This window comes from Nakamurella sp. GG22, from assembly GCF_052976845.2.
Genome location: NZ_JBRIIO020000005.1, coordinates 191,820 through 218,616, shown reverse-complemented (window position 1 = coordinate 218,616; position 26,797 = coordinate 191,820). Strand labels below are relative to the sequence as shown.

Here is a 26,797-nt window from a genome sequence, read left to right as displayed (position 1 = left end):
CATCAGCGGTTGACCGGGCCCCATAACGGGAACCGTGATGGGACAAGCACATCGCCGCGGTATTGCGGCAAGAAGACACCAAGGAGTCCCAATGTCCATTTTCCGCCGACTGTCCGCCCTGGGCGGCGTCGTTGCCTTCGCCCGCAGCCCGCAGGGTCGCCAGCTCATCGACAAGGCCCGGGTGATGGCGTCCGACCCGGCCAATCGCGCCAAGGCCGCTGGTCTGCTCTCCAAGATCCGTCAGCCCAAGGGCCGCTCCTACTGAGCAGCCGCCTGTCCACTGCCGCCGGTCGGCGGGTTCACTGACCTGAGCCCGTCACCGGCGGTTGGTGTTTGCGCAGGAGTGTCGTCGGCGAGGTCGGGGATGCGGCCCGTCGTGACCACGGTCTCGGCGATCTCCTGGACGTCGCGGTAGGTGCGGTCGCTCAACCGCAGGAGCAGGCTCATCGCGCGGGACCGGTCCACGTGATGCAGCGCCATCACCACCTCGACAGCGGACGCCATCCGGTGGTCCCGGTGCACGCTGCCGTTCAGGGTCTCGCCCCGGCCGTCGGGTTGATGCCCGAGGCCGAGCCGTTCGCGCACGACCAGGGCCGCGGCGTGATCGACCATCAACTCGATCAGCGCAGCATCGGACTGCGTGGGGACGTATCCGTCCCGCCACCGGCAGTCCACCCTGCCGTGGAAGGGTGCTCCGGCGGAGTCGGGCGCCGGCGGGATCGTCAGCGTGACCGAATCCGGTCCGAGCATGGTGCCGCCTGAAGCGAGCGAGCCGTCCGCCAGCAGCGGTGACGGCCGGCTCCGGTCCTGCCTGTCCGCCGCCGGACGGCGGATCCGGTAGGCCTGGCCGTTCTCCACCAGGTCGATGACCATGTCGTCGCACACGGCGGGCACGCAGACCGCCGCGAGGTGACTGAAGACCATGGCCGGCTCGGCGGAAGGATCGATGTGCCGAAGTCCCGCCACCGCACGCACCACGTCGATGCGGTCCGGCGTAGCGGTGGGCGGATCTGACCATCGTGCGGTCAGGTCAGGGGCGGTCGGGCGGGTCGCAAAGGTGTCCACGGACACGCTCTCCAGACGAACGAAAACCGGTTCAGCTCCGCCAGAGGTGCACAGCGGGTGACGGCGTCGTGGAGGGCTCGACCTTGAACCCGCCTTCCACGGTACCGGGCCGCCGGCGCGGCACACCGGGACGAGAGTCGTGTCGCCGGTGTGCCGCCCGGCCCGCCGAGATTCTGGGCGGCGTGGTCCCTGGAAGGTGGTTGTTGGACGGAGTGGTTCCTAGACGGCGTTGTTGGTGGGAGCGATCGTCGACGGTGCCGGAGTCGCGACCACGATCACCTCGTCCTCGACGTAGTTCGGCACCGCGGAGTCCTGCTGCTTCCGGTTGCGCGGCAGCAGGCCGAGAACCTTGGCCTGGATGGCACCCGCCGCGCCCTGCACCGCCGGATGGTCCACAGCCTTCGAACTCAACCGCGCGATCTGCTCGTACCGTTCGCGGCCCGCCTTCGAGCCCGCGACATAACCGATGACGAAACCTACTGCCAGTCTGAACATGAAAATGGCCTTTCGATGAATGCATGCCTGCACTGATGACGGTTCAAGAGTGCCCGGCGGCGTGCGGCGGCAAACCCGCGGGTGCCGTTGACCCCTTTAGCTGAACAGCGCCCCGATCCCCTGCAAGGTCCCCACAGCTGCGGACACCGCGACGGCAGCCGCACAGCCGGCGATCACCACCGCGACAAGCCCGATATCGGCCCGGCGAATGATCTCCGGCTGCCAGCACGTTCTCGGGGTGAGTCCGAGTCCCCTGGACTCCAGCGCCTGGGCGAGGCGGTCACCCCGCCTGATGGTGACGACCAGCAGTCCGAATGCGCAGCGCCCCCAAAACCGGATCGGTCGCCGCGGTCGTCCCGTGCGCGTCAACGGCGACCTGACCTGATGGGCATACCGCAACTGCTCCCACTCTCCCGGCAGCTGCAGGAGCACCCGGTGACCCGCCAGCAGCGCATAGGCGAAGCGCGGACTGACCCGCAGCTGCATCCGGAGGCTCGTCATCAACCGCACCGGATCGGTGGTCGACAGAAACCCGATCGACAGCGCGCCGATCAGCAGAACTCGCACCGCCAGCGACGCCCCGACAGCGAGGCCTTCCTGGCTCACCCGGATGAAACCGCTCTGCCACACCACCTGACCGGGCCGGCTGACCGCATTGACCATCAGCACACCCGCGGCAAAGGGAAGGAAGGGCCACTGCGCGCGGGCCAGCGTTCGCAGCGGAACCCGTGCGCCGACCCGCACGCCCAGCACAGCCAGGGCGTACAGCAGGAGCGGCGTGACGGGATCAAGAATGAACAGGCTCGTGACCGACACGGCACCCAGCACAAGCAGTTTCGCGACCGGATTCGCCCGTGCCAGCGGCGAATCGGCGATCTGCCGGTGCCCGGGAAATCCCGGTGTCATCGCAACGCGGTGGCGGCCGGTGCGCGTCGCCGGTCGAGCGCACGCAGCGTAGCTCGGACGAGGGCATCGTCCGGCGTCTCGGAGAACAACCGTCGCAGCACGGCCGGCGGCGCCAGCCCGGCGCGGGCGCACAGTGCCCGATCGCGCAGCAGTGCCAGGGATGGACCGGTGGCCAGCACGCGGCCGCTCCCCAGCACCACCATCCTGTCCGCCAGCGTGCCGACGAGTCGCAGGTCGTGCGCGGAGAACAGCACCGCCCGACCATCGTTCGCGGCGTTTGCGACGGCGGCAGCCACGGCATTGCTGCCGGTCCGGTCAAGGCCGTACGTCGGCTCGTCGGCGATCAGCACCTCGCGCGGTTGCGCGAGCATGGCCGCGATGCTCAGCCGGCGCTTCTCCCCGCCTGAGAGCCGAAATGGGTTCTGCGCCGCGCACTGCGCGAGCCCGTGGCGGTCCAGCTGTTCGGCGATCGCCGGCGAACCGCGCGGCAGGTTCTCCCCGATCTCGTCGATGACCGTTCGCCCGACGAACCCGTGCTCGGGGTTCTGGAAAACCATGCCGGGGCGTGCGCCCCTCACGGTTCCCGCCACGGGCCGCAGCAACCCGGCCAGTGTCAGCAGCACGGTCGACTTGCCGGAACCGTTCGCGCCGGCCACCGCGACCACCTCGCCGCTCCGCAGCTCGAGGTCCAGACCCGCCACCACAGCGTTCCCATGGCGTCCGGCCGCGACGCCGGACGCGGTGAGCACCGGTGGCGACGGCGCGAAGGACCGGTCGATCTGCGCTGCCACCGGAGTGTCCAGGACCGCGACCGACGACCCAGGAGGTCGACCCGATACTGCGGTCAATTCCGCCTCCAGCGGCAACCAACAGCCCTGCTCGTGCAGCAACCGGGCGTGAGCCGGCAGGACCTCCGCCGTTGCGCCGTCGGCGACCACCCTGCCCTCGTGCAGGATGACGCACCGTCCGGGGAGGAACTCGAGGCCCAGACCGCCGGAGTACTCGTCGAGCCGGTGCTCGACCAGCACGACAGCCGCCTTCACCGAACTCCGCACGGCGCCGACCGCATTCCGCACGGCGCGTACCCCTGCCGGATCGAGCATGGAGGTCGGTTCGTCCAGCAGCAGCAGCGCGGGGGGCACCGCCACGGCGGCTGCCAGCGCGACCCGCTGCAGTTCGCCGCCGGAAAGCTGGTGGGTGAAGCGATCCCGCAACTCCCGGGCACCGACCAGCGCGAGTACGTCGTCGATACGCGTCGAGATCCGTGATGGCGCAACGGCATGGTTCTCGCAGACCAGCGCAATCTCCTGATCCACGGCGGGGAGGCAGACGCCGGAGGCCGGGTCCTGCCGGAGCACGCCAAGTGCGCGCGACCGCTCCACCACACTGACACCCCGAGCGTCGTGGCCGTTCAAGAGGACGGCTCCGGTCAGTTCCGCGGGCTCGGACAGCGGCACGACGCCGCTCATCACCTGCAGCAGCGTGGACTTACCCGAACCCGATGCGCCGAACACGATCAGCTCCTCGCCCGGGCGCACGACGAGCGAGACATCCGACAGAGCCGGCCTCTTCCGACCCGGGAAGCGGACAGTGACATGCCGGAGTTCGACGACCGGCGTGTCACCCACCAGCCGCTCCCCCGGCATCGACCGACCGAACGCCGATCCGGTCACGACCGATCGCGAACCCGTCGACGACACCGGTCCGGACGAGTGCCTGCAGGATGACCTTCGCCATCAGTCCGCCGAGCAGGACACCGGACAGCACCTGGAGGCCGAACCTCATCGCCAGCAGGTCGGTACCGAACCAGCCGAACCTGAAGGCGGAGAAGGCGAAGACCAGACCGGCGCCCAGCGCACCGGAGACCGCGAACCGGAGCCAGCCGAACCGGCGGTAGCGACCGACCGCGAACGGCAGTTCGCTGCCGATCCCCTGCAGCGCGGCGGCGACGATCAGCAGCGGGCCGACCGCCGATCCGAGAAAGACGACCTCGATGACGCTTGCCAGCACTTCAGCCAGCACCCCGGAGAACGGCCGCCGGGTGATCGCCACCGCAAGTGGCGCAACCAGCAGCCAGCCGCCCAACAGGACATGCTGGGTGAGGTCGCCGAACGGGCCCGTCGCGACGGACAACGCAAGCCATCCCTGCACCAGCACCCAGTACAGGAATCCGAAGACCACGCCCAGGATCACCACCAGCACAACGTCTTTCAACGCCCAGCCGCTACCCTCCGGGCGGCGGCTCATCGCTGCTCTCCCGGGCTGTTCAAGGAGAGGGTCAGGTGGCAGACCGTGTGCTGGACCGTCCGCCCCACCGACACCCAGGCGGAGGCCACGGTCATCAGGACATCGGCGACGTCGCCGGCCAGTTCGGTGACGAAATGCCGGGTGCCAACGAATGTCCCGTTCGATTTCGACAGCTCGATCGCCTCGGTGATGGTCCGCATGTGATCCGCTGGCCGGTCGCCGGACGCACCGTCCGACGCACCGCCCGCCGCACCGCCCGATGCACCGTCCGCTAGCGGGTAGAGAGACCACTGACCTCTCGCGAACTGCCCGGTCGGCCGCAGCACCGGCGAATCTGCCGCCCCCTCGTGATCGGGCGGCACCTCACAGTGCAGCTCGCCGGGGCAGCCCCTGGACAACAGGATCGACGCGCTGACGTGTCGACCGGACCCGCCCGCAGCGGCCAGCAGCACCGCCAGGTAGTCCACGATCTCCTGCTCGGTGCCGCGAACGAAGCTGCTGACTGCGTCGGTCTCCCGCACGACCGGTGGCACCGCGGCATCGGCGGCATGGAGGGCGTCGGTGAGCACTGCAACGTAATCGTCCGTCATCGCGGCCACCGTCACTCTGGCGCCGATCCCCAACTCGGCGGGCGAGAAAAGTCGGGCCTGCACCGGTGCTGGGTCCGCAGCCGCAACTGCGGCATGCAGTGTCGTTCCCTCAGGCAGTGTCGTTCCCTCAGGCAGTGCCGTTTCCGCAGGCAATTTCACTTCGGAAGGCAGTGTCGTTCCGGTCATCTGGTGTCCTCTCGGCGCGGCGATGGGGACACGGGTGGTCCATCCCGCAACCGAGGCTGCGGTGATGGCCCTGAGATGGCCTTCCTGCGCTGGCATGATCCAGATCAGGTTCGACGGTCGAAGGTTGGAGAACCTTCCTCTCAGCCCGGCTCACCGGACTCCCGTGGTGCGCACGATGCTATCCACATCGCCGACGCGCGTACACGCGGCCGGTCATATTCGCTCGTTCCGGCCAATATCCCGCCCGGCAAATCGGCGGCGCACATTAGTGTCGCAAATCACCCATCCAGGACACCAGGGCCGAAACGTTGCGGCACAACATCTCCGCTTGGTCACAGGCATTGACACACCACTTCTAAACCGGTTTATTAACTATTGAAACGAGGCGACGTCGCCGACCTTCGGCGCTGTTTCGTCCGTTCCCGACAGGACGTCAACCATGGCGACGAAGCCGACGATCTCCGACGTTGCCGCGCGCGCCGGCGTGTCGAAGGCCGCAGTCTCGTTCGCCCTGAACAACCGTCCCGGCGTGTCCAGCGGGACACGGGAACGCATCCTGCTCGCGGCCGCCGAACTGGGCTTCACCGCCAACTCCTCGGCGCGGGCCCTGTCCAACCGGCGCTCCGGCAACATCGGCCTGGTGATGGCCCGCTCGCACGAGACCCTCAGCGCCGACCCGTTTTTCCCCGCGTTCATCGCCGGTATCGAATCCGCCATCGCGCCGTCCGGGCACTTCCTGTTGGTGCGGGTGGTCGCGGACCCGGCCGCGGAAACCGATGCCTACCGTGAGCTCGCCCGCACCGGCCGGGTCGACGGTGTCGTTGTCACCGATCTCCGGGCGAACGACGAGCGGCCATCGCTGCTGGACGGGCTCGGCATGCCCGCTGTCACCCTCAACCGTCCGACTGTGCGGTCCAACGCCACCGCGGTGTGCGTCGATGACGGACCCGCCGTTCGGGCAGCGGTCCGCCATCTCGTCGACTTCGGGCACAGCGTGATCGGTCATGTCGGAGGGCCGTCGGACTACCTGCACGCGGCACGGCGCCGTGATCTGTGGGCCGAGTCCCTTCGGGATCATTCCGTGCCGGAGGGCCCGTATATCGAAGCGGACTTCAGCGCCGCGGGCGGAGCGGCAGCGACCGGGTCCATGCTGGGCGCCGACATCCCCCCGACAGCAATCCTCTTCGCGAACGATCTGATGGCCGTTGCCGGAATCTCGACCGCGCGCCGCCGCGGCGTACGGGTACCGGAGGACCTCTCCGTCGTCGGATTCGACGACAGCGAATTGTCTGCCTACCTGACCGCGCCACTGACGACCATCCGGACAGATGCGTACGGCTGGGGCGGGGCCGTCGGCACTGCCCTGCTCGCCAAGGTGGACGGCGCCGTGCTGGACGACATCAACCTTCCTTCAGCAGCTCTCATCATCCGCGAGACCTCGGGTCCCGCCCCACGGCGCCCGGCGCGTCGTCCCGCGAGACACCGCACCATCACCCATCCCCACACCCCCCACCGGAGCACCGGCGAACCACCGCGTCGCAATCCCACCAGGACGGCGCCGCACCGATCAGAAAGGGAACGCCCATGAAACTCCTGTCCCGATCAGGAACCCGTGGCATGGCCGCCGCGGTACTGGCCGCTGCACTCGTCCTCACCGCTTGCGGTTCCGACAGTGGCGGTGGCGGCAGTGAGGCTGCTGCGGCACGCGGTCCGATCACCATCTGGTATTCGAACAATGCGCAGGAGATCGCCTGGGGCAAGCAGGTCGTCGACGCCTGGAACAAGGAGCACCCCGACGAGAAGGTGACCGCCCAGGAGATCCCGGCCGGCAAGTCCTCCGAGGAGGTCATCGGCGCGGCCATCACCGCCGGCACCGAGCCGTGCCTGATCTACAACACCTCGCCGGCCGCCGTTCCCGGCTTCCAGAAGCAGGGCGGGCTGATCAATCTCAACAGTTTCGCCGACGGTGCGTCCTACATCGAGGAACGCAGCGGGGATGTGGCACAGCAGTACAAGTCGCCCGACGGCAACTATTACCAGTTGCCATGGAAAGCCAACCCGGTGATGATCTTCTACAACAAGGAGATGATGACCGAGGCCGGGGTGGATGCCGAGAAGCCACCGCTCGCGACGTATCAGGAGTTCCTGGACACATCGAAGAAGATCGTCGATTCCAAGGCCGCGCAATACGCCATCTACCCGTCGCCGAGCAGTGAGTTCTTCCAGTCGTGGTTCGACTTCTACCCGCTGTTCGCCGCCGCGACCGGCGGCAAGCAGTTGGTCGTCGACGGCAAGAGCCAGTTCGCCGGCCCCGAAGGCCTTGCGGTGGCCAACTTCTGGAAGCAGATGTACACCGACAAGCTGTCCGGGAACGAGACCTACACCGGTGATTCCTTCGCCGACGGCAAGTCGGCGATGGCCATCGTCGGACCGTGGGCGATCGCGGCCTACAAGGACAAGGTGGACTGGGGCGTCGTGCCCGTCCCGACCGCCGACGGAAAGGCTGTCGACCAGATCCACACCTTCTCCGACGCCAAGAACGTAGGCATGTATGTGTCCTGCACCAAGCAGGCGACTGCCTGGGACTTCATGAAGTTCAGCACCTCGAAGGAGCAGGACGGCCAGCTGCTGACGCTGAGCGGGCAGATGCCGCTGCGAAAGGACGTGCCGACCAGCTATCCCGAGTACTTCAAGGCCAATCCGCAGTACACGCTGTTCGCAGAGCAGGCCGCCAGGACGGTCGAGGTACCGAACATCCCGAACTCGGTGGAGATCTGGCAGACGTTCCGGGACGCCTGGACGTCGTCGGTGATCTTCGGCAAGGCCGACGTCCAGCAGTCGTTGACGGATGCGGCCGCCAAGGTGGACGGATTGGCCGGCCAGTCGTGACCACCGCGGCCGTCCGATCCTCGGATCGCGCGCCCGCCCCGACCGGGGCGGGCGGTGCCCGCCGGAACTCGGTCGTCAGCCGGATCTTCGGCCGCCAGCCGATCGGCATCCTGCTGACCGCGCCGTACGTCGTGTTCATCGGCGTGGTCTTCGCCTTTCCCTTGGGCTTTGCGGTGTGGATGTCGCTGCACGACTACTACTTCACCGCGCCGGGTGTGTCGGTACCACATCCATTCGTCGGCATCGACAACTACAAGACGGTGCTCGCCGACCCGGCCGTCCTCGCGTCGTTCGTGCACGTGGGCGTCTTCCTGCTGATCAACGTGCCGCTCACCGTCGTGCTGTCCCTGGTGCTGGCCGTCGCCCTGAACAGGGCGATCCGGTTCCGCACCTTCTTCCGTGCGGCCTACTACGTCCCGTACGTCACCGCCAGTGTCGCTGTCGCGGCGGTGTGGCTGTTCCTGTTCCGCTCGGACGGCCTGGTCAACCAGATTCTCGGGCCACTCGCGCCAGACCCGTCGTGGTTGGTCAGCTCCACCTGGGCCATGCCGATCATCGCGCTGTTCGTCACCTGGAAGCAGCTGGGCTTCTTCATCCTGCTGTACCTGGCGGCGCTGCAGAACGTCCCGAAGGAGCTCTACGAGTCGGCATCCGTCGACGGGGCCGGCGCCTGGCGCAGCTTCCGGTCCGTCACGGTCCCGGGCGTTCGGCCGGCCACCGCGCTGGTGCTGCTCCTTGCCATCATCACCGGCGCGAATCTGTTCACCGAGCCGTACCTGCTCACCGGCGGTGGCGGCCCGGACGGCGCCTCCACCACCCCGGTACTGCTGATGTACCAACTCGGGATCCAACAGGGCAAGCCTGACATCGCCTCTGCCATCGGCGTTGTGCTGGTCATCATGGTGCTGATCATCGCGCTGGCCACCCGCCGGCTCAACGAGAGCCGGTCGTCATGACCTCCGGGATCACCCCGCCCGGGACGACGCCGGCTGCCGCCACCCCGCCGTCTGCCGTCCCCCCGACCGGAAAATCGGAGCCGGACGCAGCCGCGGCGCAGCGCGACGTCGCGGCGGTCGCGCCGATGTCGAAGGGCCGAGCCGCCGTCGTCATGGTCATCCTGTTCGTCGGCGCGCTGGTCTTCCTCTTCCCCTTCTATTACATGCTGATGGGGTCGCTGCAGACATCGCCGAACACGTCGCTGTCCGGGGCCTTCCCGCAGCCCGCCAACATCACGTTCCAGAATTACATCCAGATCAACGCGACGTTGAATCTCGGGCAGTCGCTGCTGAATTCCGGCATCTTCACCGGCGGGGTGCTGCTGTGCACCGTCGTCTTCGGGGTGCTGGCGGGCTACGCGCTGGCCATGCTGCAATTCCGTGGCAGGGGCACGGTTTTCCTGACCATGCTGCTCGTCCTGGTGGTGCCGTTCCAGTTGCTGATGGTGCCGCTGTACGTGCTGATCGCCCGTGACTACGGCTTGGGTGACAGCTATCTCGGAATGATCCTGCCTTTTGCGATCAACTCCACCGCGGTGTTCATCTTTCGGCAGTACTTCCTCCAGCTACCGGCAGAACTGTTCCAGGCGGCCCGCATCGACGGCGCCGGCGAACTCCGAACATTGTGGTCGATTGCGCTCCCGCTGGTCCGACCTGCGCTGCTGACGGCGGTCCTGCTGACCTTCATCGGCCCGTGGAACGAGTTCCTGTGGCCGTTCCTGATCACCAAGGACCAGTCGAAACAGCCGCTTGCCGTTTCGCTGGCGAATTACATCACCACGGTCCAGACCACCACGACGGCCAATCCCTACGGCGCGATCCTGGCCGGCGCCTGCGTGCTGGCCATTCCCGCTGTCGGCTTGTTCCTGCTGTTCCAACGTCATTTCGTCTCGACCGATCTCGGCTCGGGCGTGAAGGGGTAGGCCCCGTGCACTCCGTACTCCCGACCACGGTTCCCTATGCGGTGCGGCGGCTGGGCGTGGTCATGACGCCCGACCCGGACGACCCGAACGAGGTGGAGGGCGTTCTCAACCCCGGCACCGCACGGGACTCCGACGGCACCCTGTATCTGCTCCCCCGGCTGGTCGCTGCGGGGAACCGGTCCAGGGTCGGGCTTGCCAGGGTGATCATCAGGGACGGCGTGCCCGTCGGCGTCGAACGCGAGGGTGTTGTTCTCGCGCCCGATGCCGGCTGGGAGCGGGCGCGCACCCATGGCGGCGTCGAAGATCCACGGATCACCTGGATCCCGGACCTGGCTGCCCATGTGATGACCTATGTCGCCTACGGTCCGCTCGGCCCCCGTACGGCACTCGCCGTGGCCACCGACGTGCGAGAGTGGAAACGGTTGGGTCCGTTGCAGTTCGGGTATCAGCCGGCGCTCGATATCGACCTCAACCATTTCACGAACAAGGATGTCGTCTTCTTTCCCGGGCCGATCCCCGGGCCTGACGGCCGGCCGTGCTTCGCGGCGCTGCACCGCCCCACCTGGGATCTGGACCTGGTAGCGCCCGGCATCGGGACCTACCTTCCAGCCGGGCTGACCGACGACCGCCCGGGTATCTGGCTCTCGTCGGTGCCGGTCGAGGAAGTGCTCGCCGACATCACCGCGCTCACCCGGCTGCGAGACCATCGTCTCGTCGCGCTGCCGGAGTTCGCCTTCGAGGAATTGAAGATCGGTGCCGGTCCCCCGCCGCTGCGCATCCCCGAGGGCTGGCTGCTGGTGCACCACGGCGTCACCGGCAGGCTGCTGCCCGGTGTCGACCACCAACCCCTGGTCAACTATGCCGCCGGCGCGATGATCCTGGCCGCCGACGACCCGGGCGTCGTGCTCGCCCGTACCAGCAGCCCGCTGCTCACAGCCGAATTGACCGAGGAACGCAGCGGCATCGTGCCCAACGTCGTCTTTCCCACCGCCGTCGAGCAGATCGACGCGCGGCAGTTCGTGTTCTACGGCATGGCCGATTCCCGTATCGGGGTGGCCGAACTCGACCGCATTCAGGAGGACTCGTGAGAAGAACCGGAACGCTGGCCGGCAGGGCGATCAGTGCAGCGCTCACCTTGACCCTTGCCGTGACGCTGGTCGGTCCCGTCGGACAGGCCGTCGGGCAGGCCGCCGGCCCCGCGCGCCCGAGCGCGCCGCTCACCAATCTCGCGCACCTGGATTTCCTCACCGAGCAGGTCGCCGTCAAGGACACGGCCGCACACAGCACGTATCGGCTCGCGCAGGAGCCGACCGTCGGTGTGCTGTGGGTGTACGCGGATGCACGCGACGGCGGTACGTTCCAGCGGGTCGGCGGCGGTCCCTACGATGCCGCGACCAACACCTACAGTCAGGGCGCCTACGACGCCGACGACATCTCCAGGGCCGCGGTGGTGTACCTGCGGCAATGGCGGGCCACCGGTGACGAGGCGGCGAAGGAGCAGGCCTACCAGCAACTCCGCGGACTGACCTATCTGCAGACGCTCACCGGGCCCAAGGCCGGGGAGGTCGTGCTCTGGATGCAGCCGGACGGCACGCTCAACCCCTCACCGACTCCCGTCGAGCTACCGGACCCGTCGGATTCCGACGCCTCCTACTGGCTGGCCCGCACGCTGTGGGCGCTGGGTGAGGGATACGCCGCATTCAAGGAGGCCGACGCCGAATTCGCCGAGTTCCTCAAGGCCAGAATGGATCTCGCGGTCACCGCGTTGCGCAGGGACGTGCTCGTCCGGTACGGCACCTACCAGGTGATCCATGGTGTGCGGGTGCCGAACTGGCTGATCGTCGACGGGGCGGACGCCAGCTCGGAGGCGGTGCTCGGGCTGGCTGCGTACGTCGCGGCGTCGGGTGACAGTGCCGCCCGGATCGCGCTCCGTCAGCTGTCGGTCGGTATCGCCAAGATGTCCGCGGGGTCGGTGCGCAGCTGGCCGTACCGGGCGATCCTGCCGTGGGCGCTGTCCCGATCGGATTGGCATGCCTGGGGCGCGAACATGCCGGCGGCTCTCGCCGCGGCGAGCAGGGTGCTGGGTGACCGCGCCCTGCTCCGGACGGCGGTCGCTGACACGGCGGGCTTCACCCCGCAACTGCTCACCTCCACCGGCCCGGTGAACGGCCTCCTGCCCACTTCCGGAGATCGGGTCCAGATCGCCTACGGCGCGGACGCCCGGGTGCAGGGCCTGGCCGCTGTCGGGGCGGCCGCACACCGGCCCGGTATCAGCACCGTTGCAGGCATCGCGGCAGGCTGGTTCTTCGGCCAGAACGCTGCCGGCGTCCCGGTCTACGACCCGGCGACCGGCGTCACCTACGACGGTGTGCAGCCCGACGGAACGGTCAACCGCAACTCCGGTGCGGAATCCACCATCCACGGCCTGCTCACCATGCAGGTGCTCGACGCCCGGCCGGAGTTGGCCGCGCTCGCCCGGGCGTCGGCGTCGATCCGTGTGCGGGACGGCCTGGCGGTGTTGGAGGCGGAGGACGCCCGGCTGACGGCCGGTGCGGTGATCACCACCCTGAAAGACGGCTGGACGGGCGAGTCGCTCTGGAGTGGCAACGGATATGTCGCCGCCTCGGCCGGCAGCACCGTCACCTGGAGACTGCCGAAGAGCACGCAGCCGCGGCTGGTTCAACCGGTGGTCGGCCTGCAACAGGGCTCGACCGCGCGCAGCACCGTCTTCTCCGACCGGCTCAGGCTCGGAACAATCCGGTACGGCGCGGTCGGCGCGCAGGGCAATGCGCCGTCGCCGATCGAGTTGCTGCCGATCGAAATGCGCCGTGACGTCACGGCGAGGGCCACCACGGTCTCGGTCCGGACCACCCGCGGCACCGGGCTTCTCGATGCGCTGATGGTGATGCCGGAGGTCGCCACGCTGCTGAGCGACGGGGCAGAACACCACACCGCCCTGCTCACGTCGAAGTCGGCCACACCCGAGCGCCGCAGTGTCGATCTCGGCGGCACCGGCGCTGCCACCGTCGCCGCCTACGACCGGTCAGGGCGCCTGGTCAGCCGGACGACGAGCGGGTCCGCTGATCCGCGCGTGAGGATCGAGGCGGGTGGGTTCACCGTTCTCACCCGATGACGCCCGGGCATCGTGTGCGCTTGCCGCGGCACCTAGAACGAAGGGTGTCGTCGGGACCGACTGCGCCGGGGCGCTTCTCACGCAACGGCGCCCGCTCGATGCTGGCGGTGGCGCGTGATGCCGGATGGGCGGTCGGCAATGATGTCGGCGTGGAGTATTTGTCCAAGGTGCCCGGTCCGCCGCTGGACGGACTGATCGACGACCTCTATTACCTGGAGGGCACACCGCCGTACTCCCGGTTGATGCTGCCGGCGGCGCCCGCGCCATTGCTCATCGTCAACCTGGGGGCGCCATTTCTCATCCGCGCGGGCACCGAGATAGACGCCGTGGAGTACGCCGACGGTTGCGCGGTCAGCACGCCCACGCGTGCGTGGGAGTTCGGCTACCCGACCCCGACCCGGTCCGTGGGCGTCCACTTCAGGCCGTGGGGCCTCGCACCGTTTCTCACGGTGCCCGCGGCCGAGTTGTGCGACCGACCTGCGACGGTGGAGCAGATCTGGGGCCGCCCCGCGATCGCTGAATTGCGACACCGACTGACCCTGGCGGACGCACCGCACGAAATGCTGATGTTGCTCGAGGCGGAACTGGTGCGACGGCTGCGGGCGATCGACGGTCTTGACGTGGTCCGCCACATGAGCAGCGCCGTCGCGGCGACAGGCGGGACAGTGCCGATCAGCGAAATCGGTGTGGCGGCCCGAGCCAGCAGCACGTATGTGGCGAAGCGGTTCAAGGCCGTCATCGGTGTCACGCCGAAACGGCTGGCTCGCAGCTACCGCTTCAGCTCCACCGTATTGGCGCTCGACGTCGCTGCACCGATCGACTGGGGAGACGTTGCCGCTGGCGCGGGCTACTTCGACCAGGCCCACTTCGTGCGCGAGTTCCGCGAGTTCACCGGGCTGACGCCGACCCGGTACGCCGAAGTCCGGCGGCACTTCCTGCGCGATCATCCCGACCACGTCCTGGACGGCTGGCCGCTCCCGGCCGATTGATTTCGTACAAGAGCGACAGCTCATGCCGCACAAGACTCGGGACTCCGAACAGAGGAGGAATCCATGGGCAAAGTGGTCATGAACGCGTCGGTTTCGGTGGATGGTTTCATCGCGGCTGAGGACGACGATCCCGGTCCGATCTTCGAGTGGCTGGTCAGCGGTGACGTGCCGTTGGACGACAGTGGCGTTCTGAAGGTGTCGCAGGCATCGTTCGACTACGTCCGGCCGTACTGGGACGAGGTCGGGGTGACCATCGTTGGCCGTCACGCCTTCGACATCACCGACGGCTGGGACGGGACGCCTCCGAGTGGGATCGACCATGTGGTCGTGGTGAGTCATCGGGGTGCCCCCGATGACTGGGACCTCCAGGCACCGTTCCACTTTGTCGACGGCATCGAGGCGGCCGTGGCCAAGGCGCGGGAGCTTGCGGGTGACCGCATTGTCGAGTTCGCTGCTGGCGACGTCGGCGGCCAGGCGCTGGCCGCAGGTTGGGTCGACGAGGTACGCATGGACGTCGCACCCGTCGTTCTCGGGTCCGGTAAGCGTTACTTCGGCTCCGTCGACGCGCAGCACCTGCTGGAAGGGCCGGACGTCATTGTTCAGGGCAACCGGGTGCTTCACCTGCGCTATCGGCTGCGCCGTTGACCCTCGATCGTGAAGAGCCCGCAACCAGGGTGCCCCCCGGATGCGCGGACCACCGGTCGGATGACTAACTACGCCTCGACCCGCTACCGGGCGGGGCGTGATCGAACGAGCACCGGACTACTGACCTGGTGGCCTCGAGGGGTGGCCACGTTGTTGGCCCCGCCCGGATGATGTGGGTCGACGCTGCACGCCCGGCGCGGACATCACCGACCGTCTCACTCCGCCGGATCCGGATCGGGGTGCGGCGAGGGTTCCGCCAACCGGTTCCGCCCGTCCAATGCCAGCGCGAGCTCGGCGCGGGACCGCACCCTCAGGCGCCGATAGATGTTGCTGAGGTGGAATTCGATCGTTTTCTGACTCAGGAACAGCGCGCTGGCCGCCTCCCGGTTCGTCGCTCCACCCGCGACCGTCGCAGCAACCTGGAATTCCTGTGGCGTCAGCAGGTCGGTGACATGCCGGACCGGTCCGGGTGCGCCACCGCCCAGCGCCGCGATCTCCTGCGAGGTCCGCTGCGCCCACGCGTCGGCCCCGAGATGCGCGAAGGTCTCCCACGCCTGCGACAGCTGGTCGCGTGCGTCCCTGCGCCGTCGATGCCGCCGCAGTCGCTCGCCGAAGCACAGCCGGGTCCGGGCGAGCTCGAAAGGCCGCAGGTTCGGCCCGCCGTGCAGTTCGATGGCACGGCGGAAGCTGTCCTCCCAACTGCCATCGGTGGCCAGGATGCCTTCGCAGCGCGCCAGCAGTGCGCGGTTCAGCGTGGTGGCGCCGGGATGGGCCGCGCCACGCATCACCTGCAGGGTCTCGGCGGAATAGGCGTTCTGTCCGCTCCGGGTTTCGGCTTCGATCAGTTCGGCCGCCCATTGGAGGTGACCCAACTCGAACAACCCGAACTGCCGCGACAACCGTCCGCAGGTCTCCAGTGGCTGCACCGCGTCCGCCGGACGACCCAGGCTCAGCTCCAGCAACCCGAGCATGCTGTGACCCTGCGCCTCGAGGAACCTGGTGCCCATCGCCGACGACTCCCGGATCACCGAGACGATGTGCGCCCGTGCGCGCTCGAGGCCGCGCGCGGCGTCGATCTGGGCGATCACCACGACGGCATTCGGCCAGATGTGCGCCTGGCCGCTGTCCGCGGCCAGGGCCGCGGCCTCCGATGCCTGCGCGTAGCCGGTGTCCCAGTTTCCCGTCCGATATGCCGTCGTCGCCGACATCGCCAGCGCGAACGGCAGAATTCCGATGGCCCCCCGAAGGCGGGCAGCCGCAATGGCACGCTCGAGCAGCGGCGCGGAGTCGGTGAAGGAATTGATCAAGGTGTAGGCGGTGCCCAGATAGACGAGCGGCTCCAGCAGCTGGCTGTTCGGGTCCGGCACGTCGAAGACCCGTCGGGAGCTGTCCAACTGCGGACGGGCGTCCGTGCCCGCGCCCTGCAGGGCATGCACCGTCCCCAGGATCAGGTCGGCCATAGCCGCCGTGACCGGACCGCCCGGCACGGCGGCGATGAGGTTGCCGGCTGCCACCGCCCGATCCATCTCGCCGGCGAGCACTGCGGAGAACGCCGCGTCGACCGAAATGCGGACCGCAAGGTCCGGGCTGACGTGCCGGATGGCCTCGGCCTGTCGTTCGAGCTCGCGTGCCGCGCCAGGAGGGTCCCCCGCCGCGCTGCGGAGCTTTCCTCGCAGGTGGGCGATCTGCGCGGTCTGGACATCGGACGTGAGGGTTTCGCCGTCGAGCCTGCTGAGCAGCTTCAGACTCTCGGCCGACAGCCCCGCCGCCAGACCGGCCTCCGCCGCAGCGAGCAGGCGCCGTGTCCGGCCATCGCCGGGTGCACTCAACTCCGCCGCGCGTTGGTTGATCAAACATGCTGCCGCGTAACCGGTTCGCGCCGCGGCTGCCTTCGCCTGCTCCTCCAGGAGTGCCGCAACGGTCTCGTCGGCGCCGACCGTGGCGTCGGCCAGATGCCACACCCTCGCATCGGCGTCGGTGCGCCGCGATGACTGCCGCAACGCCTCCGCACAGGCCGCATGAGCGGCCCTCCTATTGCTCGGGCTGGCAAGTTGGATCACCGCGGAACGCACCAGCGGGTGCCGCATGGCCACGGTGGGCCCCTCGAGGCCCAGCAAGCCGGCGTCCTCGGCGCCCTCCAGTTGCAGAACCGACAGGTCCGCCGCTTGCAGCGCCCGGTGCAGGACCGAGAGGTCGGTGTCGTCGAGCATCGCCGCTATCAGCAGTGCCTGCCGCTGCTCCGCGGTCATCGTCGACATCGCTTGTCCGTAGGCGGCTGTCAGGACCGGTCCGACCGGTGCCGGCTGCGACCGGTGCGCCTGGACGTCGAGTTCCGCAGACGGCAGGTAGGTCGGGAGGTCCAGAATCGCGAGTGGGTTGCCGCCGGTCGCACGCACCAGCCAGCCGAGAACCTCGTCGTTCACGGTGAGACCACGATCGAGCATCAGGAGTCTGGCCGCTTCGACACCGAGCCCCGCAATCTCCAGGCTGGGCAGGTCGGCCCACGCCGCCGTGGAGTCGGGTTGCGGGCGGGCCGCGAGGATGACGACCACATGGTCGTGCACCAGCCGCCGCTGCGCGAACATCAGCGCTTGCAGGGACGCCGCGTCGAGCCACTGGGCGTCGTCGACCAGCACGACCACTGCGGTGTCTGCCGCCGCCGCTGCGAGCAGTCCCAGCGTTCCGGCGTAGACCGGAAACGCGTCCGGCCCGGCGGAAGGGCCGATGGCCAGCGCCGCGTCGATGGCCGCGGACTGCATCGGCGGCAGCAACTCCGACCATTCGAGAATTGGCGTCAGAACCTGAGCCAATCCCGCATACGGAATTCCTTCCTCGGCCGGAGATCCGGTCGCACGCAGGATCCGGAGTCCGGCGGCCCGATCGGCGGCGAATTGGAGCAGCGTTGTCTTTCCGATTCCGGCCGGGCCGATCAGAGCCAGTGACCCGCCGTCCCCACGACGCACGGCCGACAGCAGTTCCTCGAGCCGCGCGCAGACAGCCGTCTGCCCGACAATCATGGCGACCACCCTAGGGCACACCGACGGCAGGACTTGGATCCGCGCTTTCGACCGACCGTCACACCATCGAGAAGCGGTGCACCCGTTCGTGCTCTTTCACCCGTTCGCCGCTACGACTTACACTCAGCGTCACAAGCACTTCGAGACAGGAGTCGACGATGATGGCTCGCATCCCGTTCCCGGTCGTCGCCACCCATGACATCTGCAAGGGGCGTTCGCCCGTCATCAGAAAAGGCACTCCTGGCGAGATAACAGGTGTCAGCAATGCCACCCCGTCGCATTACACCGTGACTTTCTGGCCCTCGGAGCTCAAGGGCCAACCGGTCACCCTGGCCTACCTGACGCGGACCGATCTCAAGGAAGCGTGACCCGCAGATCACGTCCCGGTCGCCAGCCCGGTGATCAATCTTCGGAGTGCCGGACGGTGAATGGCCGCGAAATCGGCATCGAATTCGCTCAGGTGAGTCTGCTCCAGCACAGCCATGCCATGCACCGTCGCCCAGATCGTGAAGGCGACGTGCTCGTCCGTGAACGTGCTGCCCGTCGTGATGTCATCGACGGCCACCGCCGCTCGAACCGCGTCGAGAAGCACCGCATACGGGCTTGCAGCGCCGGGTGCGCTGCTCAGCGAGGTGCGCCGGCTAGGCGTCTGGATCAGCCCGATCCGGAACAACGTGGGCCGCGTGGCGGCGAAGTCCAGGTACGCCAGGCCCAGTTCTTCCAGCAGCGCCAGCGGTCCGTCATCGGATCGGCACTCGATCATCCGCGCTCGAAGTTGTTGCATGGCATCGGCTGTCAAGACCTCGAGCAGGGCTGCCTTGCTGTCGAAGTACCGATATAGCGCGCCCGGTGTGTAGTCGACCCGGCCGGCGAGCTCCCGCATCGACCAGCCGTCGACTCCTGACTTCTCGATCAGCTCCAGCGCCGCATCCAGGATGGCCTGGCGGTTGCGGCCGCGTCGGCGGAGTTGGCTGGATTCGCCATCGATCACGGAAAACTCCTTGTGTACGTCGTTCATTTCGTGAACACTGTTCACACTATCATCCCTACCGAGGAGGTCCCATGAGTGCCGTGATCGCTGTGTCGTCCCTGATGCGCAGGTTCGCCGACGTCAGATTGCTGATCGGCGCAGGCGCCCTGTTCCTGGTCTCGGCGGCGGCGCTCTTCGCGTCCTCGCTTTCCTTCTCGATCGGCCACGTCACGGCGCGCTGCGGACAGGAGCCCCCGGACGTCCGCTTCTACAGCTCCGCGGACGACCTGCGGGATTTCCTGGCCGGGTGTGGTGCCGCGGGGCGGGAGGCCTATCAAAATCTGCAGATCGCCGATCTGTTCTACCCGGCAATCTTCGCCGTCTTCCTTGCTTCCGCCCTCGCTCTGACCCTCTCCCGGGTGAGCCGACCGGGCAGCCCGGTCGTCGCGCTTGCGGCGGCCCCCCTGATCGCAAGCGCCTTTGACTACTTGGAGAACGCGGCGGCCTGGGTTGCGCTGGCCGTATACCCGGCCGACCCCGGCACCGCCGCGGAGCTGATGGGAATTGCCTCCCTCGCCAAGCAGGCCCTCAGCTGGGCGTCGTGGCTGCTCCTGGTCGGCGCCGTCGGGCTGATGACGGTCAGGCTGGTGCAGCACCGCAGGTGGCGACGAGAAGCGGCTAACAGCGCGCCGTCCGGCGCGCGGTGAGCTCCCTGATCGGCGCGGCCATGGCCTCCACGGCCTGCCGCAGCCGGTCGGGTGGGTGGGCCGCGTAGCCCACAACGATCCCCGGCGGTCCCGGTTTGATCCGATGCCAGGACAGCGGCTGCACGAGAATGCCTGCGGCGCGCAATCTCTCGGCCAGCACTGCGTCGTCCAGATCCACCGCGGCAGGGAAGGTCACCACGACGTGCAGACCGGCGGCAACACCTTCGATCCGAGCATCCGGCACGTGCCGGCTCAGTGCCTCCACGACCGCGTCCCGGCGGACACGCTGCCGGCTCCGGACCGCCCTGATGTGCCGGTCGTACGCACCGCTGGAGATCAGCTCCGCCAGGACCAGCTGACCGATGGCAGGACTGCCCAGGTCGCTGTTGTACCTGGCCCGGACGAGGTCGTCGTAGAGATGGGCGGGCGGCACCAACCAGCCCAGCCGAAGACCCGGGGCCAGGGTTTTCGAGGTGCTGCCGGTGTGTGCGACGTGTTCGGGCGCCGACGCCTGCAGGGCCGGGACCGGGGCGCGGTCGTACCGGTGCTCGGCGTCGTAGTCGTCCTCGATGATCAGCCCGTCGGTGCCACAGGCCCATGCGATGACCTCGCGCCGTCGCTCCGGCGCGAGCACGGCCCCGATCGGGAACTGGTGGGCGGGTGTCAGCAGCGCGGCCCGCAGATCGGAGTCGCTCAACTCGGCCGTGTCCATCCCGTGCTCGTCGACCCGCACGGGCACCGGCTCAAGGCCCCAATGCGCCATCTCCTCCCGTGCCCCACGAGACCCCGGGTCCTCGACGGCGATCCGCCGGACACCGCGCCCGTACAGCGTCTGCGCGAGAAGTGCCAGCGCCTGGGCGACTCCGGCGACCACGATGATCTGGCCGGGCTCGACCCGAAGCCCCCTGGTGCGGGCGAGCCATCCGGCGAGCTGACCCCGCAGCGCAGCCGAGCCGCGGGGGTCTCCGTAACCCAGGTCCGACGTCCGTACCGATTGCAGGACAGCACGTTCCGCCTGCAGCCACGCGGCGCGCGGGAAAGCGGCGAGGTCCGGCAGCCCGGGCGACAGATCAACGCTGACGTCGGGCGGCTCGGCAGCCTGCTCACCAGGAGGAACGGTGGGTTGCCTGTCCACCGACGCCACGGTGGTGCCCGATCCCGTCCTGGTCAGCAGCAAGCCCTCGTCGACCAGCCGCTGGTAGGCCTGCACGACGACACCGCGCGACACACCCAGGTCGGTGGACAGCGTCCGGCTCGGCGGGAGTTCCGTGCCCGCCGGCAGACGCCCGTCGGCCACTGCCGAGCGCAGCTCCCTGACCAGCCAGTCGGTCAGCCCCCGCACGGGCGCCGCCGACCGGTGTAACTGCAGGAAGTCCGTCCCTGCGTTGCTCATCGGTCACCTCATTGGTCCATGTCATCGGACACAAAGTGGTTCTTCTCATCGAACCAATCCGCGCCCAGTCTTGCAGGCGTGCGCAATTCCTCTCCAGCCGATCCAGTCGGCACCCCCGTTGTGTTTCCTTCCGCATCGCCAGCTCTCCCGGCACCGCAGAAGACCGGGCCCGCGGTCCCGACCGGGGCTGTCCTGACCGGAGCTGTCCTGGCCGGAGCGTCGGCGATGGTCTTCGTCGGCGGCAGCGTCGCGATCTCCGCCGTCCTCGTGGGCGGGCCGATGTTCACCGCACAGGCACTCAGATACGCCGCGGCGTGCCTGTTGCTGATGGCAATCGCGAGAGTGGCCGGACGCCGCGTGCTGCGACCGCAGGGCCGGGAGTGGTGCTGGCTGCTCGGAGTGGTGATCACCGGACTGGTGGTCTTCAACCTCGCCCTCGTACAGGGCTCCCGGCACGCCGAACCGGCGGTCCTGGGGGTTGCTGTCGCGTGCGTCCCATTGGTCCTCGGCATTGCCGGTCCGCTGCTCGAGGGCCGACGCCCCCGACCCGCGCTGCTGGTTGCGGCGTTGGTCGTCACCTGCGGCGCGGCGTTGGTGACCGGAGTCGGACGCAGCGATGCGGTGGGCCTGGTCTGGGCGGCGACCGTGCTGGGTTGCGAGGTCGGTTTCACCCTGCTCGCGGTTCCGGTGCTCGGCCGGCACGGCGCCTGGGGCGTCTCTGTGCATGCGACCTGGATGGCCGCGGTGGTCTTCGGATGTCTCGGCCTCGTCACCGAAGGTCCTACCGCCATCACTGAATTGCGCGCTCAGGAGTGGTTGGCGATCGGTTATCTGGCGGTCGGCGTCACCGCCATCGCCTTCGTCCTCTGGTATTCGAGCGTGGGAGCGCTCGGGGCGGGACGTGCCGGTCTGCTCACCGGCGTTGCCCCCGTCGCGGCGGCGCTCGTGGGACTGGCACTCGGGGCACCCGCCCCCGGCCCGATGGTGTGGTGCGGCATCGCGGTTGTCGTCATCGGGCTGTATCTGGGAACTCGGCGCTCCGGCCGACTGTCGAGTGACGTCCCAGCAGGGAATCGAGGCACCTGACCGGGCGGATGTCCCTGCTGAGAAGACCGTCGGCCGGCCACCGACCGAGGATCGCCGGCGCGGTGGTCGCCGTGACGCCGCGGTGGGAACCGCGTTTAGAGCTGCCGGTCCACCTGTGCGACGTCGATCAGCGTCAGCGCCGCCTGGATACGGACGATCGTGTCCGGCTTGCCGAGGTCGACACCGGACAGCGATTCGATCCGATGCAACCGTTGGGTGACGGTGTTGGGGTGCACATGGAGCGCACGGGCAGTGGCGGCCCTGCTCTGCCGGTTGTCCAGGTAGCACCGCAGCGTGCGCAGCAGGTCGGAGCCCCGCTGTACGTCGTGCCGTCGGATCTCCGCCAGGGTGCGGTCGGCGAATTCGAGCAGTTGGTCGGCGTCGTCGAGTTGCAGGAGCAGGCCTGCGACGCCAAGATCCTCCAGCGTGACGGTGCTGTCGGTTCGCCCGGACCGGGTGGCGAGCTCCAGCGCACCGCGGGCAGTCCGATACGCCTCGGGGTAGTTGCGGTGGCCGGCCGCGGACACGGCCACCGTCGCGCCGGTCACGTCCGGGACAGACCTCATCGCGCGCCGGACGATGTCGCCCGATTGCCGGGCGAACAGTCCGCCGGCGGGCTCGGTGTCGCCGGTCGGCCAGAGGGTCACCAGCAGCCCCCGGTACATCGCCACCAGGGGGCGAGGGCGACGCCTCGCGGCCACCTCGGCCACCGCGGTCAGCGAGCGTTGTTCGAGGTGCGACAACCGTTGTGCGTCAACCACCGTCGGCAATCCCACGATCGCGACATGGCGGAGGGAGAGGTCGCGACCCAGCCTTTCCGCTCGGCACCGCCAAGGCCGCCGCCGACGTCTGGGCACTGCACGACGCCCTGCAGCAGGCCGACGGTGACATCCGGGCGGCGCTGCGCAAGTGGGAGCCGGCCCAGCTGGCCCTGTCCGCCGCACTGAGGACGCCGACACGAGCCGGGCCCAGCTGACGGCGCTCGCGGCGACACCGGGCATCGCGGGTGTCGCGGTCCCCCCGCTCGTCGCCGGCCGCTCGGTTGACGGCGGAGTGCTAAGGGAGATCGTCGGGACCGCAGCGGCTCTCGATCTCGCGGTCCTGATCCACCCCATGCAGCTGCCCCGACCGGAGTGGTCCGAGCACTACCTGGCGAATCTGATCGGCAACCCGACGGAAACCGCCACCGCCGTCGCCGCGACACTTCTCGGCGGTGTCATCGAGGAATTACCGCTCCTGCGAATCTGTTTCGTGCATGGTGAGGGTAGCGCGCCCGACCGCACACGCTGAGCGCCAACGGCCGCGCTTTCCTTGGCCGTTGAGCCGCACCGATAGCCACGAAAGGCACTGATTCCCATGACGTCCCTGTTCGATCCGATCACGCTGCGCGGGCTCACCGCCCGCAACCGGATCTGGCTCTCCCCGATGTGCCAGTACAGCGTGGAACACGAGGACGGCGTGCCGACCGACTGGCATCTGGTCCACCTCGGGTCCCGTGCCGTCGGCGGTTTCGGGCTGATCATCACCGAGTCGACGGCGGTCACCCCGGACGGCCGGATCAGCCCGCAGGACACCGGACTGTGGAACGACGAGCAGGTCAGGGCCTGGCGGCGGATCGTCGACTTCGTGCACGAACAGGACACCAGGATCGGCGTGCAACTCGGTCATGCCGGGCGCAAGTCGTCGACGTATGCGCCCTGGCGCGGTACGGGTTCGGTCCCTGCCGACCAGGGAGGATGGCAGGCGCACGCACCATCGGCGGTGGCCTTCGGCAACTACGCCGAGCCCGCCGAGTTGACCGTCGACCAGATCGCCGACATCGTTGTCGCCTTCGGCGACGCTGCCCGCCGCGCCGTCGACGCGGGGTTCGACCTCATCGAGATCCATGGGGCTCACGGGTATCTCGCTCACCAATTCCTGTCACCGCTGTCGAACCGGCGTACGGACGGTTTCGGCGGGAGCTTTCAGAACCGCTGTCGTTTCCTGCTGGAGGCGGTGGACGCTGTCCGCGCGAACTGGCCGGACGACAAACCGCTGGTCGTGCGGTTGTCGGCGACCGACTGGGTCGACGGCGGATGGACGATCCAGGACACCACAGAACTCGGCTCCGTGCTGGCGGCCAAGGGCGTCGACCTGATCGACGTCTCCTCCGGCGGCCTGGACCCGCGCCAGAAGATCACCGTCGAGCCCGGTTACCAGGTGCCGTTCGCCCGTGATGTGCGAACGAAGGCGGGTATCGCCACCGGCGCTGTCGGCCTGATCAGCGAGCCGGCGCAGGCGCAGCAGATCCTGGACGAGGGGTCGGCCGACCTCGTGCTGCTGGCCAGGGCCGGCCTGCGCGAACCGGCCTGGCCGCTGCGCGCGGCACACGAATCGGGCATCCCGGCAGCGCAGGCCCCCTACCCGGCGCAGTACACCCGCGGCGCCTGGCGCTGATCCGGACGGATATCGGCTGGCACGGCGACGCGGACGGCAGTCATGATGCCTGCCATGTCTGCGGCGCCGGTCACCATCGACACCGACCTGGTGCGTGCGCTGATCCGCGCCCAGTTCCCGCAGTGGGGGCACCTTCGTATCGAGCCGGTGGTACCGGGCGGCTGGGACCACCGGACCTTCCGGCTCGGCGACGACATGCTGGTCCGCTTGCCCAGCGCCGAGGGTTACGCGGTGCAGGTCGCGAAGGAACAGCGATGGTTGCCGGCGCTGGCCCCGCAACTTCCGGTGCCGATCCCGGAGCCGATCGGTCTCGGCGAGCCGGGGACCGGCTATCCCTTTCCGTGGTCGGTCTATCGGTGGCTGGCGGGCCGCACGGTGCTGGAGGGCGCCGACGTCGATCTGAACGCTCTCGGCGTCGAATTGGCACGCTTCCTCCTCGCGCTCTACCGGGTGGATCCCGCCGACGGACCCGGCCCCGGCCTGCACACCGGGTACCGCGGCGGCCCGCTCTCCTGGTATGACGCCGAGACCCGTGAATCCATCGAAGCTATCGCTGATCTGGTCGATCCGGTCGTCGCCACCCGGATCTGGCAGACGGCCCTCGACGCACCGTTCGACGGCCCTCCGGTGTGGTTCCACGGTGACGTCGCGCCGGGAAACCTGCTGATCCGGAACGGAACCCTCGGCGCGGTGATCGACTTCGGCTGCGCCGGCGTGGGCGACCCTGCCTGCGATCTGGTCATCGGCTGGACACTGCTGGACGCCGACGCCCGGGAACTGTTCCGCGCGACCCTCGCACCGGATGCCGCCCGCTGGGCCAGGGGACGCGGCTGGGCGCTGTGGAAGGCGTTGATCACCCAACGCGAAGGCCGAACCAGGCACGCCCAAGCGACCCATGACATGGGCACCGCCGAGGCGTCACGCGTCCTCACGGCGTTGCTGGCCGACCCCCGGCAATGACCGGATCTCGGTCCAGCGCCGTCAGCAGACGTTCCATCGTGGCGAGCATGCCCGCCAACTCATCGGCGCCGATGTCGCGGGTGATCCGGTCCGCCCACTGAACCTGGTCGGCGTGGATGACGCGAACCGCAGCCAGCCCGGCCGGGGTGGCGGCCAGGAGCATGGCCCGCCGATGCGCCGGGTTGGACCGATACTCGGCCAGTCCCTGATCGACCAGGAGATCGGCGAGCCTTTGCACGCTCTGCCGGGTCAGCCCCATGGCACGGGCGACGCCGGACACGGTGAGCGGCTCACGCAGCACCGCCCCCAGTACCTGCCAGCGCGCCGCGGTGAGACCGGCGGGACGGGACAGCACCTCCGCCGCCGCGAGAAACCGCCCGTTCAGCGCGAAGGTGGCCAGCACGATCTCCGTCAGAGCGTCGCCCGCCGCGGTTCGGCCGGAGACCGGGCCCGCCTCGGTGACCCTGATGGTCACGCCGATACCGCCTGCATCAACCGCGGGAACCACGACGGATCGCCGGTACCGAACAGCCCGGTCCAGGCCTCCAGCACCGCCGGCGTGTAGACGTCGAGGGTCTCGAAGATCGCTGCGGCGAACTGGACCGGATAGAGCGCGCCGGCGGTGATCACCCCGCGGTCCGTGACGGCGGGCTCGTCGAGGTAGTGGGCGGCGCCGGCATAACCGCTGGACGCCAGATAGTCGGCCCCGTTGCTGGTGTGTCGCCGGTCGTCGAGCAGGCCCTCTCGAGCCAACCCGAGAGTGGCTCCGCAGATCGCCGCCACCGGGACCCCCGCCTCGACGAAAGCGGTTGCGGCGGCGGCAATTTCGCCGTTGCCGCCGCTCTCCCAGATGGGTGCTCCGGGCAGGATCAGCATCGCGCTCGCGGCGGGATCGAGGTCGTCGAGGGTGACGTCGGGAAGTATCCGCACGCCACCCATGGTGGTGATCGGCGCGGCGGACACCGCGACGGTGCGGACGGCGTAGCGACCGGGCACACGTTGGTGCTCCGGATCGTTGAGGTGGGCGACCGCGTGGCCGGTCTCCCAGTCGGTCAGCCCGTCGTAGACGGCGAGGTACACGAATGAGGTCATGTCAGCATTCTGTCGTGTTGACAGCAGACTGTCAAGGCCGACGGTCCTGTCGGTGCTCGTCCCTACCGTGGTC

The 26,797-nt window shown here is 68.7% G+C and carries 26 protein-coding genes and 2 pseudogenes; 15 read left to right on the top strand and 13 right to left on the bottom strand.

What is annotated here, in order from left to right:
• The first annotated feature begins 91 nt into the window (after positions 1-91).
• The gene (locus ACVBEQ_RS08360; RefSeq protein WP_447152847.1) at positions 92-265 is read left to right on the top strand and encodes a hypothetical protein; all 174 of its coding nucleotides are present in this window, start codon (positions 92-94) and stop codon (positions 263-265) included.
• Here the strand turns inward: ACVBEQ_RS08360 and ACVBEQ_RS08355 are convergent.
• From ACVBEQ_RS08355 to ACVBEQ_RS08325, 7 genes and pseudogenes are all read right to left on the bottom strand, one after another.
• Complete coding sequence (locus ACVBEQ_RS08355; RefSeq protein WP_447152846.1) at positions 259-1,065, bottom strand: hypothetical protein; 807 nt, start codon at positions 1,063-1,065, stop codon at positions 259-261. The genes ACVBEQ_RS08360 and ACVBEQ_RS08355 overlap by 7 nt on opposite strands.
• A gap of 219 nt (positions 1,066-1,284) precedes the next feature.
• Positions 1,285-1,560: a hypothetical protein gene (locus ACVBEQ_RS08350; protein WP_447152845.1), complete on the bottom strand. Its 276-nt coding sequence runs from the start codon at positions 1,558-1,560 to the stop codon at positions 1,285-1,287.
• Between the two features lie 96 nt (positions 1,561-1,656).
• On the bottom strand, positions 1,657-2,466 hold the full coding sequence (locus ACVBEQ_RS08345; protein ID WP_447152844.1) for an energy-coupling factor transporter transmembrane component T family protein: 810 nt from the start codon (positions 2,464-2,466) through the stop codon (positions 1,657-1,659).
• Positions 2,463-3,569: an energy-coupling factor ABC transporter ATP-binding protein gene (locus ACVBEQ_RS08340; protein ID WP_473163170.1), complete on the bottom strand. Its 1,107-nt coding sequence runs from the start codon at positions 3,567-3,569 to the stop codon at positions 2,463-2,465. The genes ACVBEQ_RS08345 and ACVBEQ_RS08340 overlap by 4 nt, the downstream gene beginning before the upstream one ends.
• A gap of 12 nt (positions 3,570-3,581) precedes the next feature.
• A pseudogene (locus ACVBEQ_RS08335) lies at positions 3,582-4,055 on the bottom strand (ATP-binding cassette domain-containing protein); the annotation flags it as partial.
• A 31-nt stretch (positions 4,056-4,086) separates the two neighbouring features.
• Complete coding sequence (locus ACVBEQ_RS08330; RefSeq protein WP_447152842.1) at positions 4,087-4,713, bottom strand: ECF transporter S component; 627 nt, start codon at positions 4,711-4,713, stop codon at positions 4,087-4,089.
• Positions 4,710-5,366 carry a YkoF family thiamine/hydroxymethylpyrimidine-binding protein gene (locus tag ACVBEQ_RS08325; protein ID WP_447152841.1) on the bottom strand — a complete coding sequence of 219 codons (657 nt, stop codon included), beginning with the start codon at positions 5,364-5,366 and terminating at the stop codon, positions 4,710-4,712. Before ACVBEQ_RS08325 ends, ACVBEQ_RS08330 begins: the two co-directional genes overlap by 4 nt.
• A 562-nt stretch (positions 5,367-5,928) precedes the next feature.
• Here ACVBEQ_RS08325 and ACVBEQ_RS08320 point away from each other — a divergent pair.
• From ACVBEQ_RS08320 to ACVBEQ_RS08285, 8 genes are all read left to right on the top strand, one after another.
• Positions 5,929-7,077 carry a LacI family DNA-binding transcriptional regulator gene (locus ACVBEQ_RS08320; protein ID WP_447152840.1) on the top strand — a complete coding sequence of 383 codons (1,149 nt, stop codon included), beginning with the start codon at positions 5,929-5,931 and terminating at the stop codon, positions 7,075-7,077.
• A complete protein-coding gene (locus ACVBEQ_RS08315; protein WP_447152839.1) occupies positions 7,074-8,378 on the top strand; it encodes an extracellular solute-binding protein in 1,305 nt (434 codons plus the stop codon). The genes ACVBEQ_RS08320 and ACVBEQ_RS08315 overlap by 4 nt, the downstream gene beginning before the upstream one ends.
• Positions 8,375-9,334, top strand: a complete 960-nt coding sequence (locus ACVBEQ_RS08310; RefSeq protein ID WP_447152838.1) for a carbohydrate ABC transporter permease — start codon at positions 8,375-8,377, stop codon at positions 9,332-9,334. The genes ACVBEQ_RS08315 and ACVBEQ_RS08310 overlap by 4 nt, the downstream gene beginning before the upstream one ends.
• A 125-nt stretch (positions 9,335-9,459) precedes the next feature.
• Positions 9,460-10,296, top strand: coding sequence for a carbohydrate ABC transporter permease (locus ACVBEQ_RS08305; protein WP_447152893.1), 837 nt, complete (start codon positions 9,460-9,462; stop codon positions 10,294-10,296).
• 62 nt (positions 10,297-10,358) lie between these two features.
• The gene (locus ACVBEQ_RS08300; protein WP_447152892.1) at positions 10,359-11,384 is read left to right on the top strand and encodes a glycoside hydrolase family 130 protein; all 1,026 of its coding nucleotides are present in this window, start codon (positions 10,359-10,361) and stop codon (positions 11,382-11,384) included.
• Positions 11,381-13,429, top strand: coding sequence for a hypothetical protein (locus tag ACVBEQ_RS08295; protein WP_447152837.1), 2,049 nt, complete (start codon positions 11,381-11,383; stop codon positions 13,427-13,429). Before ACVBEQ_RS08300 ends, ACVBEQ_RS08295 begins: the two co-directional genes overlap by 4 nt.
• 98 nt (positions 13,430-13,527) lie before the next feature.
• A complete protein-coding gene (locus ACVBEQ_RS08290) occupies positions 13,528-14,418 on the top strand; it encodes a helix-turn-helix domain-containing protein (protein ID WP_447152891.1) in 891 nt (296 codons plus the stop codon).
• Between the two features lie 63 nt (positions 14,419-14,481).
• Entirely contained in the window at positions 14,482-15,063 is a 582-nt protein-coding gene (locus ACVBEQ_RS08285) for a dihydrofolate reductase family protein (protein WP_447152836.1), read from the top strand.
• A gap of 215 nt (positions 15,064-15,278) precedes the next feature.
• Here the strand turns inward: ACVBEQ_RS08285 and ACVBEQ_RS08280 are convergent, their stop codons facing one another.
• Positions 15,279-18,080 carry a helix-turn-helix transcriptional regulator gene (locus ACVBEQ_RS08280; RefSeq protein WP_447152835.1) on the bottom strand — a complete coding sequence of 934 codons (2,802 nt, stop codon included), beginning with the start codon at positions 18,078-18,080 and terminating at the stop codon, positions 15,279-15,281.
• Between the two features lie 158 nt (positions 18,081-18,238).
• On the opposite strand from ACVBEQ_RS08280, the gene ACVBEQ_RS08275 reads away from it, so the two are divergent.
• Positions 18,239-18,448: a hypothetical protein gene (locus ACVBEQ_RS08275; protein WP_447152834.1), complete on the top strand. Its 210-nt coding sequence runs from the start codon at positions 18,239-18,241 to the stop codon at positions 18,446-18,448.
• Positions 18,449-18,456: 8 nt separating this feature from the next.
• Here the strand turns inward: ACVBEQ_RS08275 and ACVBEQ_RS08270 are convergent, their stop codons facing one another.
• Entirely contained in the window at positions 18,457-19,071 is a 615-nt protein-coding gene (locus ACVBEQ_RS08270; RefSeq protein ID WP_447152833.1) for a TetR/AcrR family transcriptional regulator, read from the bottom strand.
• Positions 19,072-19,142: 71 nt separating this feature from the next.
• Between ACVBEQ_RS08270 and ACVBEQ_RS08265 the strand changes: the two genes are divergently transcribed.
• Positions 19,143-19,757, top strand: coding sequence for a hypothetical protein (locus tag ACVBEQ_RS08265; protein WP_447152832.1), 615 nt, complete (start codon positions 19,143-19,145; stop codon positions 19,755-19,757).
• Here the strand turns inward: ACVBEQ_RS08265 and pdxR are convergent.
• The gene (gene pdxR / locus ACVBEQ_RS08260; protein ID WP_447152831.1) at positions 19,729-21,150 is read right to left on the bottom strand and encodes a MocR-like pyridoxine biosynthesis transcription factor PdxR; all 1,422 of its coding nucleotides are present in this window, start codon (positions 21,148-21,150) and stop codon (positions 19,729-19,731) included. The two genes, ACVBEQ_RS08265 and pdxR, sit on opposite strands and share 29 nt — an antisense overlap.
• Positions 21,151-21,375: 225 nt before the next feature.
• Here pdxR and ACVBEQ_RS08255 point away from each other — a divergent pair, with 225 nt between their 5' ends.
• Positions 21,376-22,236, top strand: a complete 861-nt coding sequence (locus tag ACVBEQ_RS08255; RefSeq protein ID WP_447152830.1) for a DMT family transporter — start codon at positions 21,376-21,378, stop codon at positions 22,234-22,236.
• 95 nt (positions 22,237-22,331) lie between these two features.
• Here ACVBEQ_RS08255 and ACVBEQ_RS08250 read toward each other — a convergent pair whose 3' ends face one another.
• Complete coding sequence (locus tag ACVBEQ_RS08250; protein ID WP_447152829.1) at positions 22,332-23,237, bottom strand: PucR family transcriptional regulator; 906 nt, start codon at positions 23,235-23,237, stop codon at positions 22,332-22,334.
• On the opposite strand from ACVBEQ_RS08250, the pseudogene ACVBEQ_RS08245 reads away from it, so the two are divergent.
• The 3 genes and pseudogenes from ACVBEQ_RS08245 to ACVBEQ_RS08235 form a co-directional block, all read left to right on the top strand.
• Positions 23,176-23,511 (top strand): annotated as a pseudogene (locus tag ACVBEQ_RS08245) (amidohydrolase family protein); the annotation flags it as partial. The gene ACVBEQ_RS08250 and the pseudogene ACVBEQ_RS08245 sit on opposite strands and share 62 nt — an antisense overlap.
• Positions 23,512-23,592: 81 nt before the next feature.
• Positions 23,593-24,672 (top strand): NADH:flavin oxidoreductase/NADH oxidase, encoded by a 1,080-nt coding sequence (locus ACVBEQ_RS08240; RefSeq protein ID WP_447152828.1) that lies wholly within the window; start codon positions 23,593-23,595, stop codon positions 24,670-24,672.
• A gap of 54 nt (positions 24,673-24,726) precedes the next feature.
• The gene (locus ACVBEQ_RS08235) at positions 24,727-25,632 is read left to right on the top strand and encodes an aminoglycoside phosphotransferase family protein (protein WP_447152827.1); all 906 of its coding nucleotides are present in this window, start codon (positions 24,727-24,729) and stop codon (positions 25,630-25,632) included.
• On the opposite strand, the gene ACVBEQ_RS08230 is transcribed toward ACVBEQ_RS08235, so the two are convergent.
• Entirely contained in the window at positions 25,601-26,047 is a 447-nt protein-coding gene (locus ACVBEQ_RS08230; protein ID WP_447152890.1) for a MarR family winged helix-turn-helix transcriptional regulator, read from the bottom strand. The genes ACVBEQ_RS08235 and ACVBEQ_RS08230 overlap by 32 nt on opposite strands.
• A gap of 56 nt (positions 26,048-26,103) precedes the next feature.
• Complete coding sequence (locus tag ACVBEQ_RS08225; RefSeq protein ID WP_447152826.1) at positions 26,104-26,724, bottom strand: DJ-1/PfpI family protein; 621 nt, start codon at positions 26,722-26,724, stop codon at positions 26,104-26,106.
• Between the last annotated feature and the right edge of the window lie 73 nt (positions 26,725-26,797).